We start from the raw sequence: 19,347 nt of genomic DNA on the forward strand, positions 1-19,347 counted from the left end.
TATGCGCCTAAACGGTGTACAAAGACTATTAGAAACCGGACTAATCATTAGTAGCTTCGCGGCAATATTTATTTTGTGTGCGTTAATTAGTTTCGATCCTGCCGATCCTGCATGGTCGCAAACAGGTGAATTTAGAAACGTCAATAATATTACCGGCGCCGCAGGGGCTTGGATAGCTGATATTTTACTTCTTACTTTTGGTTGGTTAGCTTATTTAGTGCCTGCTGCGATTCAAGTATTCGGTTATTTATTATTTAAACAACCCCATAAAATTTTTCAGCTTGATTACACCACACTTGCCTTAAGAGTAATTGGATTTGCGTTATTTATTACCTCGGCCACAGCAATTAGCAGCATAAATTTTGATGATATTTATAACTTTTCATCGGGTGGGGTAGTAGGAGATGTGATTGCTGGGGCCATGATGCCAGCGTTTAACTTCACCGGTACATCAATCTTATTACTGTGCTTTTTTTTCGCTGGTCTTACATTACTAACGGGTGTGTCTTGGGTGCAGTTTGTTGACTTCTTGGGTGATTGGGTCGTACGTATTTACAAATACATTGCGGCACAATTTAACAGTTGGTTACACCGTGAACGCGAAGCAACACGCCCAGAAAAACAGAGCAATTTAGACGAACCTTTAGTTGAAGCAGACGCAATTAGTTTTAATGATGAACCAACTAACGAACAACCACCAAAAAGATTTACCGCAGATCAAATGCAGTCGCAACCACAGCATAATGCCTTTGATGAACTCGATGATATTCTTGATCAAGAAATTAACTTTAGCGCCATAGATGATGAGCCAATGGATACCGCTGCTGCATTAAATGCACTGGATCAAAGCCATGTGGCTGAGCCTGAAAAACCAGTAACAACGGTTGTTTCACCAGCGAGACCTATGCCTAAGCCAAAAAGCACCTATCAGCCGCCACCTACAGCGAAAGAAAAGTTTGAGCAGTTATTAGATGAAAAGCCGCCAAGTGCGCCGCTGCCAACCCTTGATTTACTTGACAGGCCAGACAAAGCGAAAAACCCAATTTCGCCTGAAGAGCTTGAAGCTGTATCTCGTTTAGTTGAAACCAAATTACTTGATTTTAACGTACAAGCAGCAGTTGTCGGGGTATACCCAGGCCCTGTAGTTACTCGTTTTGAATTAGATTTAGCACCGGGTATAAAGGTGTCTAAAATTACCGGCCTTGCTAAAGATTTAGCCCGTTCATTATCAGCGGTGAGCGTACGTGTTGTTGAAGTCATCCCTGGTAAAACCTACGTGGGGATTGAGCTGCCAAATAAACACCGTGAAATAGTGCGTTTATCAGAAGTCATTGACGCGCCTAAGTTTGAGCAAAATCCATCACCGCTTACTATGGTGCTAGGTAAAGACATCGCGGGTGAGCCAATTTGTGCCGACTTAGGCAAAATGCCGCATTTACTTGTAGCCGGTACAACGGGCTCAGGTAAGTCAGTGGGCGTTAATGTGATGATATTAAGCTTACTGTATAAATCAGGCCCAGATGATGTTCGCATGATCATGATTGACCCGAAAATGTTGGAACTTTCGGTTTACGAAGGTATCCCACATTTATTGTGTGAAGTTGTCACCGACATGAAAGAGGCCGCAAATGCGCTACGTTGGTGTGTGGGCGAGATGGAACGTCGTTACAAGTTAATGTCAGCGTTAGGTGTTCGTAACTTAAAAGGTTACAACCAAAAGGTACTGGAAGCCAAAGAAGCGGGTTATCCAATTCTAGATCCATTATTTAAAGACACCGACGGCATGAAAGAAGGCCCAGATGAGCTTGATAAACTACCAAGCATCGTTGTAGTGATTGATGAATTTGCCGACATGATGATGATTGTTGGTAAAAAAGTTGAAGAGCTGATTGCACGTATTGCGCAAAAAGCCCGTGCTGCGGGGATTCACTTAGTACTGGCAACGCAGCGCCCTTCGGTTGATGTAATAACCGGTTTAATAAAAGCCAATATACCAACGCGTATGGCGTTTCAGGTATCAAGTAAAATTGACTCGCGCACCATATTAGATCAACAAGGTGCAGAAAACCTACTTGGTATGGGTGACATGTTGTATTTACCGCCAGGGACCAGCGTACCTGTGCGTGTACACGGCGCATTTGTAGACGACCACGAAGTACATGCGGTGGTTGATGATTGGAAAAAACGGGGTAAACCAAACTACGTAGATGAAATACTTAACGGTGATGCCACAGAAGAGATATTACTGCCGGGCGAAGCCAGCGAAAACGCGGATGAAGAGTCTGATCCGCTTTATGATGAAGCAGTATCATTTGTGATTGAAACCGGCAAAGTGTCGGTTTCGAGTGTACAACGTAAGTTGCGAGTAGGGTATAACCGCGCAGCGCGTTTAGTCGAGCAAATGGAAACGTCGGGTATTGTGAGCGCACCAGGACATAACGGTGCTCGCGATGTTTTAGTGCCCAACAGTGGAGCAAATTAAATGAAAAAATTTAACTATTTAGCACTAGCAGTAAGTTGTGTTTTATCTACAACTGCAATAGCCAGTGACAGCCAAGCACTACAAGATAAACTTGCCGAGCTAAAAAGTTTTCAAGCGCAGTTTGTACAACAAGTTAATGACGACCAAGGTGAGTCAATCATGCAAGGGAAGGGCAATATTGCCTTACAACAACCTATGATGATCCGTTGGCAACAAGCCAGTCCAGACGATACCTTGTTTATATCAAATGGTGATAAAACGTATTATTTTGACAGCTTTGCTGAGCAAGTGACTATCATGAATACCCATAGCTTGATTGATTCAACACCGTTTGTATTATTAACCTCAAAAGACCCAGCGCAGTGGCAAAAGTACCAAGTGAAAGCCACTGAAACAGGCTTTAGCGTGACACCAAATAAAGGCGTTGAAAGCCAAGTTGAACAGCTTGATATTGTATTTGCTCAAGGCCAAACAGGGCTTGAAAAACTACTGGTTAAAGACAGTTCAGGTCAATCATCTACCTTCACCTTTAGTGATACCAAAGTAAATGAACAATTAGCCAACGCAACGTTTGAATTTACCATTCCTGAAAACGTTGAAATAGATGACCAAAGCCAAGGCGAATAATAGCAGTGAGTAACTTAGGCTTTAATTTTGGCCCAGATGTGCGCCCGCTTGCAGCGCGTATGAGACCAACGAACCTTGAGCAGTATATAGGGCAGCAACACCTATTAAGCCAAGATAAACCACTGTACCAGGCGATATTAGCAGGGCGCTGTCATAGCCTTATTTTGTGGGGGCCACCGGGCGTCGGTAAAACCACCCTTGCGCAAATTATAGCGAATCACGCAGATGCCGCGCTGATTCAAATGTCGGCGGTAACTGCAGGTATTAAAGATATTCGTGATGCAGTGAGTGAGGCTCGCAATAACCTTGAGGGCCGTGGGCAGCGTACATTATTGTTTGTTGATGAAGTACACCGCTTTAACAAATCTCAGCAAGATGCATTTTTACCACACATTGAAGATGGCACCTTTATATTTGTTGGCGCCACCACCGAGAACCCATCATTTGCGTTAAATAACGCGATTTTATCCCGTGCCCGAGTATATGTGCTTAAGTCATTACAAGAAGCTGATTTACATTTAGTTATTGAACGCGCCCTTGAAAGCGATGATGAACTCAGCACAAAAACCATTACCCTTGCCGATAATGCAAAAAAAGCACTGTGCCAAGCAAGCGATGGTGACGCCCGAAAAGTGCTTAATTTACTCGAACAAGCCATTGATTTAACCACACAAAGCAACGGTCAATACTTAGTGGATGAACACGTATTGAGCCAAGTACTACCAACACATTTAGCCAAATATGACAAAGGCGGTGATGAGTTTTACGATTTGATCTCCGCGTTTCATAAGTCAGTGCGCGGTAGTTCACCCGATGGTGCCTTGTATTGGTATTGCAGAATACTGGCTGGTGGCGGCGATCCGCTTTATGTTGCAAGACGATTATTAGCCATTGCCACAGAAGACATCGGTAACGCAGATCCACGCGCAATGGAAGTGGCCCTAAATGCATGGGATATTTTTCAGCGCGTAGGGCCAAGCGAAGGCGAACGAGCTATCGCCCAAGCGACTTTATATTTAGCCAGTGCGCCAAAAAGTAATGCGGTTTATATGGCGTTTAATCAAGCCAAGGTGGATGCGCAAAATGAACCCAGTTACCCTGTGCCTGAGCATTTACGCAATGCGCCTACCAATCTAATGAAAGACTTAGGCTATGGTGCCGAGTATCGTTATGCACATAATGAAGAAGGTGCATTTGCCGCAGGCGAAAATTATTTTCCTGAGCCAATTGCCGACACGCAATATTATTTCCCAACAGAGCGTGGCCTTGAGCAAAAAATTAAGCAAAAGCTTGATTACCTCAAACAACGTGATCAACAAAGTGAGCTAAAGCGCTATGACAACACTTAAGTTCTACCTCATGATTGCAGCGGGTGGGGCATCTGGTGCTTGTTTACGCTTTTTTATTAGCGAAAGCATGCTAAAACTGCTAGGTAGGGGATTCCCTTTTGGCACGTTGGCGGTTAATATTCTGGGTTCATTGTTGATGGGCGTATTATACGGTTTGATAGAGCGCGAAATTATCACCGTCAGCCCCGCTAAATCCCTTATCGGAATTGGCTTTTTAGGTGCTTTGACCACCTTTTCGACATTCTCAATGGATTCGTTGTTGCTATTGCAACAAGGCCACTTTTTAAAAATGGCCCTCAATATCGTCTTAAACGTGACGGTGTGTATTTTTATGGCTTGGCTGGGCCTTCAGCTGGTAATGCAAAAAGGTTAAAAAACTAACATGTTAGATTCTAAATTATTACGTCAAGATATCGAACAAACAGCAGCGCGCCTAGCAGCACGTGGCTACGAGCTTGATACAGCGACTGTCAGCGCACTTGAAGAAAAACGTAAAACACTGCAAGTAAAAACACAAGAACTACAAAGTGAGCGTAACAGCCGCTCCAAAGCGATTGGCCAAGCAAAAGCAAAAGGCGAAGACGCACAACCATTACTTGATGCAGTTAGTAGCTTAGGCGCTCAACTAGATAGCGTTAAAGCTGAGCAAGATGCAATTTTAGAACAATTAAAGCAGCTCTCGCTTGCTATTCCTAATTTGCCTGATGAATCAGTACCAGCAGGTGCAGACGAGTCTGAAAATGTTGAGATTTCAACATGGGGTGAGCCAAAGAAATATGATTTTGAAGTTAAAGATCACGTTGATTTAGGCCAAGACCTAAATGGTTTAGATTTTGAAATGGGCGTTAAAATCACTGGCTCTCGTTTTACTGTTATGCGCGGCGCAACTGCACGCATGCACCGTGCGCTAGTTCAATTTATGCTAGATACCCACACGGATAAAAACGGCTACACAGAAATGTACGTGCCGTATTTAGTTAACCGCGACAGCCTATACGGCACAGGTCAGTTACCTAAATTCGCTGAAGACTTATTTCACACCAAAGGTCTAGTTAATGATGACGGAGAAGAGCAAGAAGGTTTTAGCTTAATCCCAACAGCTGAAGTACCGCTTACTAACAGCGCTCGTGATGAAATTTACGACGAAAAAGACTTACCTATTCGTTTAACTGCGCACACGCCGTGTTTTAGAAGTGAAGCGGGCAGTTACGGCCGTGATACCCGCGGCCTTATTCGTCAGCACCAGTTTGATAAAGTAGAGCTTGTACAATTAGTAAAACCTGAAGATTCAATGCAAGCACTTGAAGAGCTAACAGGCCATGCTGAACAAATCTTACAAGCTTTAGAATTACCGTACCGTAAAGTGATTTTATGCATGGGCGACATGGGTTTTGGCTCTGCAAAAACTTACGATTTAGAAGTCTGGTTACCAGCACAAGACACGTACCGTGAGATCTCATCATGTTCTAACATGGTTGATTTTCAAGCACGCCGTATGCAAGCACGTTTTCGCCGTACTGGTGAGAAAAAGCCAGAATTACTGCATACACTAAACGGCTCAGGTTTAGCCGTTGGTCGTACACTAGTAGCAATACTTGAAAACTACCAACAAGCCGACGGTTCAGTTGTCGTACCAGAAGTACTACGCCCATACATGGGTGGACTTGAAGTGATTAAATAAGCTGAATAGCTTTAATAAGAGAAGCCGCTGTTTGTGACGAACAGCGGCTTTTTTGTTAATTAAGGTTTAGTTAGCGAGTTAGCAAGAGTAAAGTTAGCGAGTTGTGAGATTAACTCGGTGTTAAATTTATTACGTAGGAATAGGCTTTAGCCATGATTTTATCAAGTTCATATGAAGGTTAAGCTTTTGGCATTAAAATTTATGCTCATCGTAGGGCATGCTTTAAATAGCTGTTTTATAACCCGCGTAATTACTTGTTTACATTGGAGTTGTATAATGGAATTATTAGCGCATGCAATATGCACCGTTTTGGGTGTTATAACATCCAAAATTTTATTCAGTAAGGCTTGTTAGCTTTTACTCAAGGAGAGAGTGTTATCGAATATGCAGAAGAGTTCTCTAAAGGAGAAAAATTAAGAAGAATACTTTTAGCAATGTTGCTAGGTTTGTTTATTATGATCACTCATAACAAATGGGTTTTCCCTTTTATCTCTTGGTATGCTGACACAGCACATTGCCATACTCCACTAGGTTATTCTGGAATTTCAGTTTTGTGGTATTCGTTGTTTGTAGGTTTGCCGCTTTTATGTGCTTTCATAATTGGTGTGGTTACTGTTCCAATTGGCTATAAAGGTATTACTCAAAAACAGTTTCCTCCCAAGGGAATGAAAGTTTACAAACCCACGAAAATTCTTAGAGGCTGGAAGGGGCATTTAAAGTCGGTATTGCATTTATTAATACCAACGTTATTAATTTTATTGTCTATTTGGGGGTATTTTCAAGTTGATAAGATGCCGCATGAAGTCGCTAAAGATGTCGACTATAGCCTATGTAAAGCATTGGAGGATAAATGAAAAAAGGACTTACAGACATATTTGAAGTTGACTCTTTGCTAAAGGTTTTAGTTTTATGTGTACTGACTATTGGTACGTGTTTAATATATAAACTTTACTGGTTTTATTCAGTAATGGCCCATCCTAACTCAATAAAAATACGCTTAGTTAGTGTGTAGTTGTGCTTGTGAATCAAGTCGATTACCACGAACACATCTAAGGGGCGTTATGAAGTAATTTTATATTGTGTTCTCAGTACAGCCAAGTTTCCTATATCCTTTAGGGCGTTGGGCACTACTCCTGAATGAATGTAGAAGGTAGAGTGATGCAGTATGCCAGAGCTGAAACAGTTAAAAAATTCATTGTAGCTTTAAATACAATACATCGATACTCTACTAATCAGAAAACGCATACTGATAAATATCACCCTGAACTGGCAGTAATCGAACCCAAAAAATAGATTGTTGATCGGGTGATATTGTATATTGGTGAATAAAGTTATCGGGTTTTTGCATAAGTAACTGCATAGTTTGGGTATCAATGTTATAAGCCCAAACGCCAGTTTCTTGCCGATAAAAATATAGCTGGTTATCGATCACTTGCCAATTTAACCAATTAATACGATTAAAGTCTTTAATTATTAATTCTTCATTTGAATCGTTTATCTTCTTACGCCATAAGCCATCTACAGTAAATTTTGAATAATAAAGATACTCACCAATGATTCTGCCACTATAACCACCATTTTTGGTAATCTGTTCATGTTGATCTGTATTTCGTTGATAATGCCAAAGCTGCCAACTGCCTGAGTGATTGGTGCTGTAAATAATGTTGCTATCAGTATCATAATTGGCGACGTAGCTATTTCTTGGCTCTTTAAAAACAACGGCGTAGGTGTTTGTAGAAAGATTAAGTTCATAAATATCACCATGCTTTGTAAACAGTATGCGCTTGCCGTCATCGGAAAGTTCATACCGAACAAATTGTAAATCAAACGGAAAATTGACATCGATTAACTGCTCGCCAGCGTTGGTAATTTTCCACCAGTGATGGCTTTTATAGCGAGTTGATAATACTAATTGGGTGCCAGCTTTCATGCGAGGCAATAATTCAGATCTGGCACTTTGTTGCCAAGCTACGTGGGTTTGCTTTTCAATACTATACTTTGTGATGTTACTAACAGCATTTAGGCTACTAACTAATAGTGATGAACCAGAAACGTTGTTCAAAAGGGCTAGTGAGTTAATTTTAAAATCTAACTGTTTGATTTTTGAATAGTGGCTATTTGCAGTGTTGAGAGTATAAAGGCGTGTATTGTCAGCTATTATTAAACCATCATTTTTGGGATGCCATAGTAGGTTTTTTATATTTAAATCAATCTGATGTTTTGTTATTACTTGCTCCTCTTTAGTGATGATAATTTCAGAACGGTTTTCACTAAGGTAACGCAGCACTGCAAGTTGGTTGTTTTTTTTGTTATAAGTAAAGTTAAAATCACCTTTAGTGTTATTTTTACTTGTAGGCTTGGTTATTTGTCTTAATCTACCCGTACTTATATTGTAGCTAAATACTTGATATGGGTGTGATTTGCTAAACCGCTTGTTAAAGTAGAATGTATTACTCCCGCCCCAAACTAAGGCTGATGGCATCTCATCACAGTTGAATAAGTGTTGCCGTTTAGCTGTTGGTACATGATAGATGCCAAGCGAGCATTGCTGACGAACATTAGATGCATAAACAACTTGTGACCCGTCAGCATGGATTGTCGCGAGTGAGTCTGTTAGAACTCTTTTTTTTGAATGTGTTTGTGTGTCGTATAGGTATACCCCTTGAGTGTTATTTTCATCGAGGTGATGAAATAGAAGATACTGGCCGGAATTTGTTGTTGATAATTTATACTCCCATCCATTGAGTGCTATTAATGGAGAGCTAATCACTGATAGATTGTCTGGTTGAGTGAGATTATCTGGTTTGATTAAATAGCTAATAAGTATTGTTAGCATGATCAAAGTGGAAATAATAGCGCAGCTGATTTTGGCAACAAACCATGAGCCTTTCTTATTGTCGTCAGAAGTTAACTCTGCCTCTGGGAAAGTAATAGTTTGCTTTATTACATCTTTTTTAACACAAGCAATTATACGATAACCTTGCGTGGGGACTGTTTCAATTATGTTTTCATCAGTTAATGTTGAAAAGTGGCCACGTAATAAAGAGACAGTTCTATTTATTGCTCCTTCACTGACCACTCGATTTTTCCATACATTCTCGATGAGCTTATCACGACTGACAATTTGACCATTAGCCGCCAATAATGTTGTTAATAAATTGAATGCTTTTGGTTCAAGATTTCGACTCAGAGTGCCTTTTGTCAATGTTCGTTGATTGGCGTCAAACAAAACACTTGCGATGCGCACAGCCATATTAATCTCTATGATGTTGAAATAACTTTATATTTTCAAAACATAACACAAATATAACAAAAACATAAGCTCGAAGTATGTGCGTAACTGTAAAAATATGATTTGTTAAGGCTCCATATTCATTAAGAGTAAAAAAATGCGTACTTATCTATGTTGTTTGTTAAAAATAATCGCTATTACATTATTATTGCCAGGTTGTAATAGTCGCGATAATAACCCGGAAATCATCTCGAATGAGCCACAAAATGGCCAGCTAAGAAAAGTAACCGTAAGCGGTAGGAGTTATTATCTTGCACAACCAAAAAATAAGTTTGAGGAAAATAAAGCGTATAAACTGTTATTAGCATTTCACGGCTCTAGTCAAAGAGGAAAAAATATGCAACGTCTTGCAGCTATTGAATCGGCGTCAAATGATTACATAGTCGTTTACCCTCAGGCTAAAGGTGAAGAGTGGAATGAAGGGTGTAACTGTAATAAGGCGCATCGTTTAGGGATTGATGACTTAGCTTTTGTTAGTGATGTTGTTGCAGATGTTAAAACGAAATACAACATCATAGGTGATGAGCTTTATGCCGTTGGTTTTTCCCAAGGCGGATTATTTACACAAAACCTAATGTGTAATAGCACCTTAAAATTTAACGCTATAGCGTCGGTAGCTGCTCCAATGTCAGAGCAATTATCACAAAGTTGCTATATTGAAAACAACACTAACTACATGATGATTCATGGAAAAGTCGATAATACTCTTTCATATAATGGTTTAATTCATTCAAATTTTGGGCTTATTTCTAGTGAAAACGCCATAGCACTGATAGCTGGAGAAAATGGTATAGCAACTGAAGTTGAGGTTGATACAACAGATATCATGACCAAATTTGTCTATCAAAATTCTACACATATTAATCAACTGATCGCCATTGAGAAAGGAGGGCATAGCTGGGCATATACCGGTTTTAACACGACAGATGAAATAGTGAACTTTTTTGATTCAGTCAGTCAAAATAAGCTAGATACTCACTCAAGTTTATATCGTGTAGAATCGCAGCCAAACAAAGATGTTCATGTGCGAAGTATGGGACTACAGCATAAAGGTCCTACAATTGTATTACTCTCAGGCTTTAATAAAAACTATCATAGTGATAGTGCTTGGTTTTCATTACTTCAGCCTTTAATTGCAAAAACTAATCGAGTTCATGCTATTGAACGTTTTGGTAATGGCTTTAGTAGCGACGTAGAGCAGCCATCATACGCCTCATTTGTGCCTGCATTAGATAAAACACTTAATTTACTTAACGAAGACGAATTGATAGTAGTTAGCTTTGCCAGTGCAAATATTTTAGCTCATTTATGGCAAATATCTTCAGACTCACAAGCGACTGTTAATCTTAAAGGGATGCTCTGGATTGATCCTGATATCTTACTACCTCATTCAATCAGGCTCTATCAGGATTGGCCAGTATCGTGGTACAGAGAAGTAAAAGATGACCTTGTTCCTCATATAAAACAAGGGAATTGGACCGAAAGGACTTTAACTAAGCTACTTACTGAACGTGAAGAGATTAATGCATTAATTCCTGTAGAATATAAAAATAATATGGATTGGCAATATTTTGATTTAATTAGTCAAGGCCGTGCTAAGCTTAATAAACAAGTAACAAGAGCGAAAGAAATTATTAATTACCATGACGACTTAGCTAAAGCGTTAAACAGTGATATATCTACTTCAGTCCCAATTACCGTTATAGACACTGATTTCGAATCACATGATATTGAAAATGCAGAGCCTGAGTCTGTTGAAAAGCTAATAATGTGGCAGCAAGAAGGCACAAGGTGGAGCCATTTAATTAGTGAGCAATCAGGTGGGCAATATGTGCCATTAAATGATAGTGACCACATGGCTGTTTTTCAACATCCGAGTGAAATAATAACGGCAATAAAAAACTTACATAAGTGAAGTAGCAAGATCTCATTTGTTTTATGGCCCCAGTAAGTCAATTAGCTGGGGTTAACTATAAATGTTTACTTAGAAAGTAATGAGTGATTGATGAGAAGGCGCTGCAACTATCTTTGAACGAGCATAAATTATAAACGAGTTGATTGCGGCTCGTTACCAAGTAGGGATATTTCCATGTTGAATGATATTATCGATTTTTGGTTTACTGAGCTTGAGCCTAAGCAGTGGTGGCAAAAAGACTATGCGTTAGAGCTTTTTATTAAAAACACGTTTTGCTGAACAGTATGGTCAAGCAATTGCGTCTGAGTTGTCCTACTGGAGTGAAGCCGAACTTGGTAGCCTTGGTGAAATTATTGTCTAGGATCAGTTTTCACGTAACATTTACCGCAATAAGCCAGAATCGTTTGCATATGACTCTATGGCATTAGCGCTTGCACAAAGTGCCATAGCAAAAGGGTTTAATACAGAGTTACTTTGTATTCAGCGAGTGTTTTGTACATGCCGTTTATGCACGGTGAGTCAAAATTTATATATAATCAAGCGGTTGAATTATTTAGCGCTGCTGGTATTAAAAGTAATATTAATTTTGAGTTTAAACATAAGGTAATAATTGGTAAGTTTGGTCGTTACCTTCATCGTAATGAAATTTTGGGCCGTGAATCTATAGATGAAAAATAGAATTTCTTAAACAAACTAATCCAGGTTTTTAGCAGTGCTAAAGCACAAAGTTAGACTGTCTATTTAAAATTAAACATAAAAGCAGTGACATCTTTGAGCTTGAAACTATTTATTTGGCGTTATCAGCAGCAACTTTGCCTCTTTTCCATCGGTTAGCACCGCGATATTTCCTTTTGCTGTTACATACACATCCCGCAAACGCCCAGCAATCTCTGGGAATACATGAGATTGGCTAAACTTACCGTTAGCTAAATTGACAGCATAGAGTTTTTTATCAACTAATGTAGTGATAAGTACATGCTTTTGCAGTGCAGGAAAGGCATTTTGCTTAGAGCCATAATACGCCATACCAGATGGCGCGATAGAGGGCGTCCAATCTATGGTGGGCTTTTTCATGCCGGCATATTCCCTAAAAGGCGAAATGCGGGCTTGAGAATAATCGTTACCGTAGGTTATCACCGGCCAGCCGTAATTGGTGCCAGCAGTTAAGTAGTTTAGTTCGTCGCCGCCAGCAGGGCCATGCTCGTGACTGACTATTTGCTGGGTATCATAATCATAAACCAACCCTTGGGTGTTACGGTGGCCAATTGAATAAATTGCGCGCGCAGCAAGGTTTTCGTGTTCAATATATGGATTATCACTTGGCAAGCTACCATCTAAATTAATGCGTAATACTTTACCTAGTTGGCTGGTAGTAATTTGTGCTTGCTCTCGGTGATCAAAGCCATCACCACTTGAAAATAATAAAGTGTTGTCGGGCAGAACTAAGGCGCGACCAGCATAATGCTGTGGAGTGTCTTTATCTGTTGCTACTTGATAAATTATCTCTGGCTTTGAAAAGTCTGTACCATCAAAGATGGCTTTAGCAATTACGACTCGGTTGGCATCAGCTTCACCTTGAGCATATGTGAAAATTATTTCGTTGGACTGGCTATAGTCAGGAGATAACACGATATCGAGTAATCCGCCTTGACCTGCAACGTATAAACCATCGAGCGCTAGTTTAACTCGGGTTTGTGCGTTATCTTTCACAATGACTACATGACCATCACGTTCGGTGATTAACCATGTGCCGTTTGGCAGCTCAACCATACTCCACGGTGACTGCAATTGCGTGGCAAGTGTGTTGGTATTATATTGTTCTGCTGGTAGAGGAAAATTTGCATTCACAGGAAGTGACAAAGACCATAACGCGGTAAAGCAACAGATACATTGTCTACGGCGCAAGCCTTTGCTAGTGTAGGTAAAAGGTTTTATTTTGATTTGAGATAACCATGCACTTTTTAACACGTTTATTGCCTTCATTTTTAACCTCTTGGTTACTAACATTCACCCTTGCTAGCTTGTTTCATAGTCAATACGTTGTCAATCAATTAGTGAATGTGGGCGTTGTGGTTGGTTTTAGCGATCGCATTAATTTAACGCTCGACGACTGGCTAGGCTTACTGCCCACCTACGGTGCGATAATAGCCGTTGCACTAGCTATCGCATTTTCGGTCGCAGGGCTAATTTATAGAAAATACAATAAATACGCCTTTCAATTATTTGTTTTATCGGGGATTACTGCATTTGCAGTGGTTTTAATAGCGATTGAATCAATTATGAATATTACCATTATTGCCGGCGCTAGAGGATGGGGTTTCTATTTACAATTGGTAGCAGGTGCAATCGGTGGCTTTATTTTTGAGTACTTAACTAAAGCAAGCGGAAGAAATAAACAGCCTAATTTAAACTCATCAGCAGCAATAAACTCCATAGATTAACTTATCAAATGATAGTGATTTAGAAATTAAATAGACTAATGACGTTGCCTATCAGATTGATAATAAACTAAAAGAGGGGCGGGAAGTTTTACGCTTCTTCGAATGATTGATAATAATTAGTTAGAAAATCAACCAACGCCCTTACAGCTGGCAGAAGACCACGTCTAGAAGGGTATACAAGATGAATAATATCAGTTTTAGGTTGCCACTGAGGTAGTAAATGAACCAATGAGCCATCTTTTAATTGCTCCATAACCATAAGTACAGGTAACTCGACGATACCAATTGCTTTTAAAGCTGCATTACGTAACGCAATCATATCGGTTGTTACGTAACGTGGTACATGACTAACTTTAGCTTCTTGATCATCAGGACCATAAAGCAGCCAAGTGTAATGATGCTGCGGTTGGCCTAAGCCTAAGCTTGGCCATGTTGATAATTCTTCAGGCCTTTTTGGCAGGCCATATTTATTGACAAGCGCAGGGCTTGCTACTAAGCATTTTCCTCTTTGTGATAATACTCTTAACACGAGTTCACTATCTTCAATAGGCGCAGGCCTGACTCTAATAGCTACATCTATTCCTTCAGCTATTACATCGACTCGGCGATTAGTTGCTTCGAGTTGAACGTTTACTTTTGGGTATTGTGCCATAAAATCAGCGAGTACTTGGCCAATATGAACATGAAGTAATGCAATTGGGCATGATAGTTTAATGGTGCCGCAGGGCTCTGCATGAATGAATTCTACTGCTTCTTTCGCTGCTTCAGCTTCTACAAGCATTGCTTGGCAATGAGAAAGAAACGTCATACCGATTTCAGTTACTTTAAATTGACGAGTTGAACGATATATCAATCTAACATCTAGTCTATTTTCTAAGGCTGAAATTCGTCTACTTAGCTTTGATTTTGGAATCCCCAGTGCTCGCCCAGCAGGCGCAAAGCCACCATATTCTACTGTTTTTGCAAAATAATATAAATCATTAAGATCTTGCATAGTGTCACTATTATCGTTCTATTTATAGAACTATGATACTCATTTTTGCTATCTACTCAAACTTATATTTAAAAACTAAACTAATAAGCATGTTCAACAATAGGAGTCAGTAATGAAAAAAATTGAAAGTGTTTTTTCTTCTCCCCATTCTCACTGGGTGGGAGATGGCTTCCCGGTAAAAACATTATTCTCATATCAGCAACAGGGACAATCTATTAGCCCTTTTTTGTTACTTGATCATGCTGGGCCAATGCAATTTTATCCCTCTGAGCATCAACGCGGTGTTGGAGAACATCCGCATCGTGGGTTTGAAACAGTCACTATTGTGTATCAAGGAGAAGTCGCACATAAAGATTCCACTGGTGAGAAAGGTGTAATTGGTGAAGGTGATGTGCAATGGATGACAGCGGCAAGTGGAATTTTACACGAAGAGTTTCATTCAAACGCCTTTGCTGAAACAGGTGGCGTATTAGAAATGATGCAGTTATGGGTCAACTTACCCAAGGTCGACAAGATGTCTGCACCTAAATATCAAGAAATTAAAGCAAAGCAAATCCCTAGTGTGGCTTTGCCTGATAAAACCGGTTTTCTACGTGTCATTGCAGGCCAGTTAGCTAACAAAAAAGGACCGGCATCAACTCACAGTCCTATTTTAGTGGCGGATGGTGAAATCAAAACTTCAGGTCACTACCACCTACCGTTACAAAATGGTTGGACAACGATTGTGGTTGTTCGTGATGGACAGTTAAAACTAAATGGAAAAATTTTATCTAAAAATCAAACACTCGCTATTTCGGGATCAGATCATGGGCTTTCTATAGAAGCACTTAGTGATAGTAAGTTGTTAATACTTTCAGGAAAGCCAATTGATGAACCTATTATTGGTTATGGCCCTTTCGTAATGAATAGCGAAGCTGAGATAAAACAAGCGATTACAGACTACCAAACTGGAAAGTTTGGTCGTTTAACGCGCATTTAGGTTTCCTAAATGCATATGGTGCATTGCGCACTTTTATATAGGAGAAATGAAGATGACTAAACCTTATGTTCGTTTAGATAAAGAAGATGCAGCAGTTCTTCTAGTCGATCATCAAACTGGCTTATTATCATTAGTAAGAGATATTGACCCCGATAAATTCAAAAATAATGTGTTAGCGTTGGCAGATTGTGCTAACTATTTTGAATTACCAACTATACTCACTACAAGTTTTGAGGAAGGGCCAAATGGTCCTCTTGTACCGGAACTAAAAGAAATGTTTCCTGATTCGCCTTATATAGCTCGACCTGGTCAGATCAATGCATGGGATAACGAAGATTTTGTTAAGGCAATTAAAGCGACAGGTAAAAAGCAATTAATAATTGCTGGAGTCGTAACAGAAGTATGCGTGGCATTTCCTGTTTTATCAGCAATTGAAGAAGGCTTTGATGTATTTGTAGTCACTGATGCATCTGGTACGTTTAATCCAATGACAAGAGATGCCGCATGGGATCGAATGTCGGCAGCAGGCGCACAAATGATGTCGTGGTTTGGTTTAGCATGCGAACTGCACCGTGATTGGCGAAATGATGTAGAAGGGTTAGGAGAGCTGTTCTCAAACCATATACCTGATTACCGCAATTTGATTAATAGCTATACAACATTTAAATCACAGTAGTAGACAAAATAAGGCGTGAGAAAACACGCCTTATTGTTTCAATACATTATAGTGGGGATAAAAATGAGTAGTCAAAGCCAAATAACTGAAATGTCATGTGATATTGAGGCAGGTTGTGGTGCAATTACAAAAATAGTTCATCCAAAAGAAAAAAACCTTGGCGGTTTTTGTGTACGCCGTACATTACCTAATCAAGCCATAAAGAATATTGGGCCTTTTATTTTTTTCGATCACATGGGACCTGCAACCTTTGCAGCAGGTGAAGGAATTAATGTTAGGCCGCACCCACACATTAATATAGCAACGGTAACTTATTTATTTGAGGGAGAAATTTTACACCGAGATTCAATCGGAAGTGAGCAGGTTATTCGACCAGGAGATTTAAATCTTATGGTAACAGGCTCAGGTATGGTTCACTCTGAAAGAGAGCCTTCAAGGGTTAAAAATCAAGTGCACTCGGTACATGGCTTACAACTTTGGCTAGCTTTACCAGAACAAGATGAAGAAGCGGATCCTGCATTTTATCATTACCGCGCACAAGACTTACCCCAATTGGAAATCGATGGCGTTAGTGTAAGAATAATGATAGGAACAGCATTCAAAGCTACATCACCAGTAAAAACTTATAGCTCGACGCTTTATATTGAATCTTATTTAAAGGCAGGGCAATCATTGCAGCTGCCTAATGCGGCACAAAGAGGTTTGTATGTTGTTTCTGGTGAGTTAAAGTTAAAAAACACTCAAATAACTGAACATTCAATGGTTGTACTAGATGCAAACGAACATGTCACAGTCACAGCACATAAAGATAGCCAAATTGCACTCATAGGAGGCGAAAGTTTAGGTAAGCGATATGTTGATTGGAATTTTGTTTCTAGTAATAAGCAGCGAATAGAGCAGGCCAAACAGCTATGGAATGACAGGCAGTTTCCGGAAATAGTAAATGATGCAGATGAATTCATCCCATACCCAGTTGCGGGGAAATAGGGATAGCTGTAGGTATATAATATGTGCCTATCGTTTTAACTACGGTACCAGCTATATTTACCTTATTACTATTTATACGCATGTCGTATGGCCTTCACTCAATGGATTGGTCTTTGTTTTTATATATTTGGCACGCAGCTCTCTATGCTTGATGTACTAGGAGCTACGTGTTCGTATTTGCCATTTAACACGATGGGCTCAAACCCTCGTCACTCACATGTATGGCTCAGCTGGGGAAAACGTACTGAAAATTGGTTTATTAGTCCTGCGCTACATTAAATTCACTACAGTGATAATCCAAAACACTTTGATACAAATTTAGGCTCAGCCTTAGCCATTTGGGATAAGCTTTTTGATACGTTGATCCGTGTAGATCAAGTTGGGAAAATTTCAATTGGTGTTGGTAAATATGATGCGGCCATAACTCAATTTGGGCAATATACTCTAAACCTGTATTAGATTCGCTTAAAAGCATATTACTTAAACGCGTAAAATTAAGAAAACCAGCTGCTGATGTGGTTAAAAAACAATATAAGATTCTAACCTAAAAAGCCAGCAGTAGCTGGCTTTTTAGGTATTACGAGAACTTAGTTTTCTTTTTGATGATAGTCTTCTAAGTCTTTTGCTGCATCTGGGTCATTAAATACAGTTTCATCTAATTGGCCTTCTGACTTTGCAACAACACAGGTAACCATACAGTCCCCCGTGACATTGACGGCTGTACGAGTCATATCAAGTAAGCGGTCAACACCAATAATAATCGCAATTCCCTCAATCGGTAAACCTACTTGGTTAAGCACCATTGCCAACATTATCAAGCCAACGCCTGGCACACCTGCAGTACCAACAGACGCTAAAGTAGCTGTTAAAATAACCATTAAATAATCTGACAGGGTTAAATCAACACTGAACACCTGGGCTATAAATACAGTCGCAACACCTTGCATGATGGCAGTACCATCCATGTTGATAGTGGCACCTAGAGGAACAGTGAATGAGGCAACTGAGTTATGAGCTCCTAATTTCTTTGTCGCAGTTTCTAAGGTAATTGGCATAGTGGCACTTGAGCTCGAGGTGCTAAAACCAAACAAGCAAGCATGCTTCATTTTCTTTAAAAAAGTCACAGGATTTAGACCGGTAAGAATTTTTAGAAGGATTGAATAATTAATGAACGCGTGGATAGCGAGTGCAGCCATCACCACACCAAAGTATTTTGCTAAGCTGACAATTAAATCAAGCTCTATAGTGGTAAATAGTTTTGCCATTAAACAAAACACACCATACGGAGCGACATTCATCAATAGTGTTACTAATTTAAGAATAACAGTATTTAAATCTTCAAATACTAAAGCGACGCGTTTACCGGCTTTACCACTGAGGGCCATCGCGATACCAAATAAAAGCGAAAACACGATGACTTGCAACATATTGCCACTTGCCATCGCATCGATTGGATTGGTAGGAAACATGTCGATAATAACTTGAGCAAGTGTTGGTGCTTCTTTTGCGCTGTAGGCTGCTTCAGTTGGAAGATTTATACCCTCACCTGGATTGACAAGAAGAGCAAGAGTCATAGCGACTGTTATTGCAATTGCTGTGGTGATTAAATATAAACCAATGGACTTACCACCTAAGCGACCCAATTTTTTAGGGTCGCTTAAGCTACATGTTCCACACACCAGAGACACAAATACTAATGGCACTACCAGCATTTTTAAACTGGCAATAAATATTTGCCCACCAATATGAAATAAACCATCTACAAAGAAGCTTTTAATTGGCAAAGAGAATAACCCAAGCGGAATTAGGTAATCGTCTTCGCCAGCTAAAATAGCTTGGAAAATAAAGCCTACAGCCACACCTAGGGCCATGCCAATCATAATACGGGTTGTTAAACTCATTGAACGGATTTTCGACATAGTAA

At 39.8% G+C, this 19,347-nt stretch carries 15 protein-coding genes and 1 pseudogene; 12 read left to right on the forward strand and 4 right to left on the reverse strand.

What is annotated here, in order from left to right; all coding sequences use genetic code 11:
• Position 1 precedes the first annotated feature (1 nt).
• The 6 genes from QMA12_RS04845 to QMA12_RS04870 all read left to right on the forward strand — a co-directional run bounded on the left by QMA12_RS04845 (position 2) and on the right by QMA12_RS04870 (position 6,993).
• Positions 2-2,482 (forward strand): DNA translocase FtsK 4TM domain-containing protein, encoded by a 2,481-nt coding sequence (locus QMA12_RS04845; RefSeq protein WP_290208935.1) that lies wholly within the window; start codon positions 2-4, stop codon positions 2,480-2,482.
• Entirely contained in the window at positions 2,483-3,109 is a 627-nt protein-coding gene (lolA, locus tag QMA12_RS04850) for an outer membrane lipoprotein chaperone LolA (protein WP_290208936.1), read from the forward strand.
• 5 nt (positions 3,110-3,114) lie between these two features.
• On the forward strand, positions 3,115-4,458 hold the full coding sequence (locus tag QMA12_RS04855; RefSeq protein WP_290208937.1) for a replication-associated recombination protein A: 1,344 nt from the start codon (positions 3,115-3,117) through the stop codon (positions 4,456-4,458).
• Entirely contained in the window at positions 4,445-4,831 is a 387-nt protein-coding gene (gene crcB / locus QMA12_RS04860) for a fluoride efflux transporter CrcB (protein WP_087533731.1), read from the forward strand. The genes QMA12_RS04855 and crcB overlap by 14 nt, the downstream gene beginning before the upstream one ends.
• 9 nt (positions 4,832-4,840) lie before the next feature.
• Positions 4,841-6,139, forward strand: coding sequence for a serine--tRNA ligase (gene serS / locus QMA12_RS04865; protein ID WP_087533730.1), 1,299 nt, complete (start codon positions 4,841-4,843; stop codon positions 6,137-6,139).
• A 347-nt stretch (positions 6,140-6,486) separates the two neighbouring features.
• Positions 6,487-6,993 (forward strand): hypothetical protein, encoded by a 507-nt coding sequence (locus QMA12_RS04870; protein ID WP_140394342.1) that lies wholly within the window; start codon positions 6,487-6,489, stop codon positions 6,991-6,993.
• 374 nt (positions 6,994-7,367) lie between these two features.
• On the opposite strand, the gene QMA12_RS04875 is transcribed toward QMA12_RS04870, so the two are convergent.
• Entirely contained in the window at positions 7,368-9,392 is a 2,025-nt protein-coding gene (locus QMA12_RS04875) for a winged helix-turn-helix domain-containing protein (RefSeq protein ID WP_290208938.1), read from the reverse strand.
• A gap of 136 nt (positions 9,393-9,528) precedes the next feature.
• On the opposite strand from QMA12_RS04875, the gene QMA12_RS04880 reads away from it, so the two are divergent.
• On the forward strand, positions 9,529-11,346 hold the full coding sequence (locus QMA12_RS04880; RefSeq protein WP_290208939.1) for an alpha/beta hydrolase: 1,818 nt from the start codon (positions 9,529-9,531) through the stop codon (positions 11,344-11,346).
• A 418-nt stretch (positions 11,347-11,764) separates the two neighbouring features.
• A pseudogene (locus tag QMA12_RS22180) lies at positions 11,765-12,024 on the forward strand (DUF924 family protein).
• Between the two features lie 105 nt (positions 12,025-12,129).
• Here QMA12_RS22180 and QMA12_RS04890 read toward each other — a convergent pair.
• Positions 12,130-13,314, reverse strand: a complete 1,185-nt coding sequence (locus QMA12_RS04890; protein ID WP_290209070.1) for a PQQ-dependent sugar dehydrogenase — start codon at positions 13,312-13,314, stop codon at positions 12,130-12,132.
• Here QMA12_RS04890 and QMA12_RS04895 point away from each other — a divergent pair.
• Entirely contained in the window at positions 13,299-13,787 is a 489-nt protein-coding gene (locus tag QMA12_RS04895) for a hypothetical protein (protein ID WP_290208940.1), read from the forward strand. The two genes, QMA12_RS04890 and QMA12_RS04895, sit on opposite strands and share 16 nt — an antisense overlap.
• Positions 13,788-13,875: 88 nt before the next feature.
• On the opposite strand, the gene QMA12_RS04900 is transcribed toward QMA12_RS04895, so the two are convergent.
• The gene (locus tag QMA12_RS04900) at positions 13,876-14,781 is read right to left on the reverse strand and encodes a LysR family transcriptional regulator (RefSeq protein WP_087533725.1); all 906 of its coding nucleotides are present in this window, start codon (positions 14,779-14,781) and stop codon (positions 13,876-13,878) included.
• 112 nt (positions 14,782-14,893) lie between these two features.
• On the opposite strand from QMA12_RS04900, the gene QMA12_RS04905 reads away from it, so the two are divergent.
• The 3 genes from QMA12_RS04905 (at position 14,894) to QMA12_RS04915 (ending at position 17,423) form a co-directional block, all read left to right on the forward strand.
• Entirely contained in the window at positions 14,894-15,760 is an 867-nt protein-coding gene (locus QMA12_RS04905) for a pirin family protein (protein WP_087533724.1), read from the forward strand.
• A gap of 52 nt (positions 15,761-15,812) precedes the next feature.
• On the forward strand, positions 15,813-16,436 hold the full coding sequence (ycaC, locus tag QMA12_RS04910; protein ID WP_087533723.1) for an isochorismate family cysteine hydrolase YcaC: 624 nt from the start codon (positions 15,813-15,815) through the stop codon (positions 16,434-16,436).
• Between the two features lie 63 nt (positions 16,437-16,499).
• Positions 16,500-17,423 carry a pirin family protein gene (locus QMA12_RS04915; RefSeq protein WP_087533722.1) on the forward strand — a complete coding sequence of 308 codons (924 nt, stop codon included), beginning with the start codon at positions 16,500-16,502 and terminating at the stop codon, positions 17,421-17,423.
• A 587-nt stretch (positions 17,424-18,010) separates the two neighbouring features.
• Here QMA12_RS04915 and QMA12_RS04920 read toward each other — a convergent pair.
• The gene (locus tag QMA12_RS04920; RefSeq protein WP_087533721.1) at positions 18,011-19,342 is read right to left on the reverse strand and encodes a dicarboxylate/amino acid:cation symporter; all 1,332 of its coding nucleotides are present in this window, start codon (positions 19,340-19,342) and stop codon (positions 18,011-18,013) included.
• Positions 19,343-19,347 lie beyond the last annotated feature (5 nt).

Source organism: Pseudoalteromonas sp. APC 3893, from assembly GCF_030408095.1.
Taxonomy (GTDB): Bacteria; Pseudomonadota; Gammaproteobacteria; order Enterobacterales; family Alteromonadaceae; genus Pseudoalteromonas.

Bases quoted from the DNA above. Each gene is read 5' to 3' on its own strand.
- QMA12_RS04905 (WP_087533724.1), top strand. From the start codon at position 14,894: ATGAAAAAAATTGAAAGTGTTTTTTCTTCTCCCCATTCTCACTGGGTG.
- QMA12_RS04920 (WP_087533721.1), bottom strand. From the start codon at position 19,342: ATGTCGAAAATCCGTTCAATGAGTTTAACAACCCGTATTATGATTGGC.
- lolA (WP_290208936.1), top strand. From the start codon at position 2,483: ATGAAAAAATTTAACTATTTAGCACTAGCAGTAAGTTGTGTTTTATCT.
- QMA12_RS04875 (WP_290208938.1), bottom strand. From the start codon at position 9,392: ATGGCTGTGCGCATCGCAAGTGTTTTGTTTGACGCCAATCAACGAACA.
- QMA12_RS04900 (WP_087533725.1), bottom strand. From the start codon at position 14,781: ATGCAAGATCTTAATGATTTATATTATTTTGCAAAAACAGTAGAATAT.
- QMA12_RS04880 (WP_290208939.1), top strand. From the start codon at position 9,529: ATGCGTACTTATCTATGTTGTTTGTTAAAAATAATCGCTATTACATTA.
- serS (WP_087533730.1), top strand. From the start codon at position 4,841: ATGTTAGATTCTAAATTATTACGTCAAGATATCGAACAAACAGCAGCG.
- crcB (WP_087533731.1), top strand. From the start codon at position 4,445: ATGACAACACTTAAGTTCTACCTCATGATTGCAGCGGGTGGGGCATCT.
- ycaC (WP_087533723.1), top strand. From the start codon at position 15,813: ATGACTAAACCTTATGTTCGTTTAGATAAAGAAGATGCAGCAGTTCTT.
- QMA12_RS04845 (WP_290208935.1), top strand. From the start codon at position 2: ATGCGCCTAAACGGTGTACAAAGACTATTAGAAACCGGACTAATCATT.
- QMA12_RS04915 (WP_087533722.1), top strand. From the start codon at position 16,500: ATGAGTAGTCAAAGCCAAATAACTGAAATGTCATGTGATATTGAGGCA.
- QMA12_RS04895 (WP_290208940.1), top strand. From the start codon at position 13,299: ATGCACTTTTTAACACGTTTATTGCCTTCATTTTTAACCTCTTGGTTA.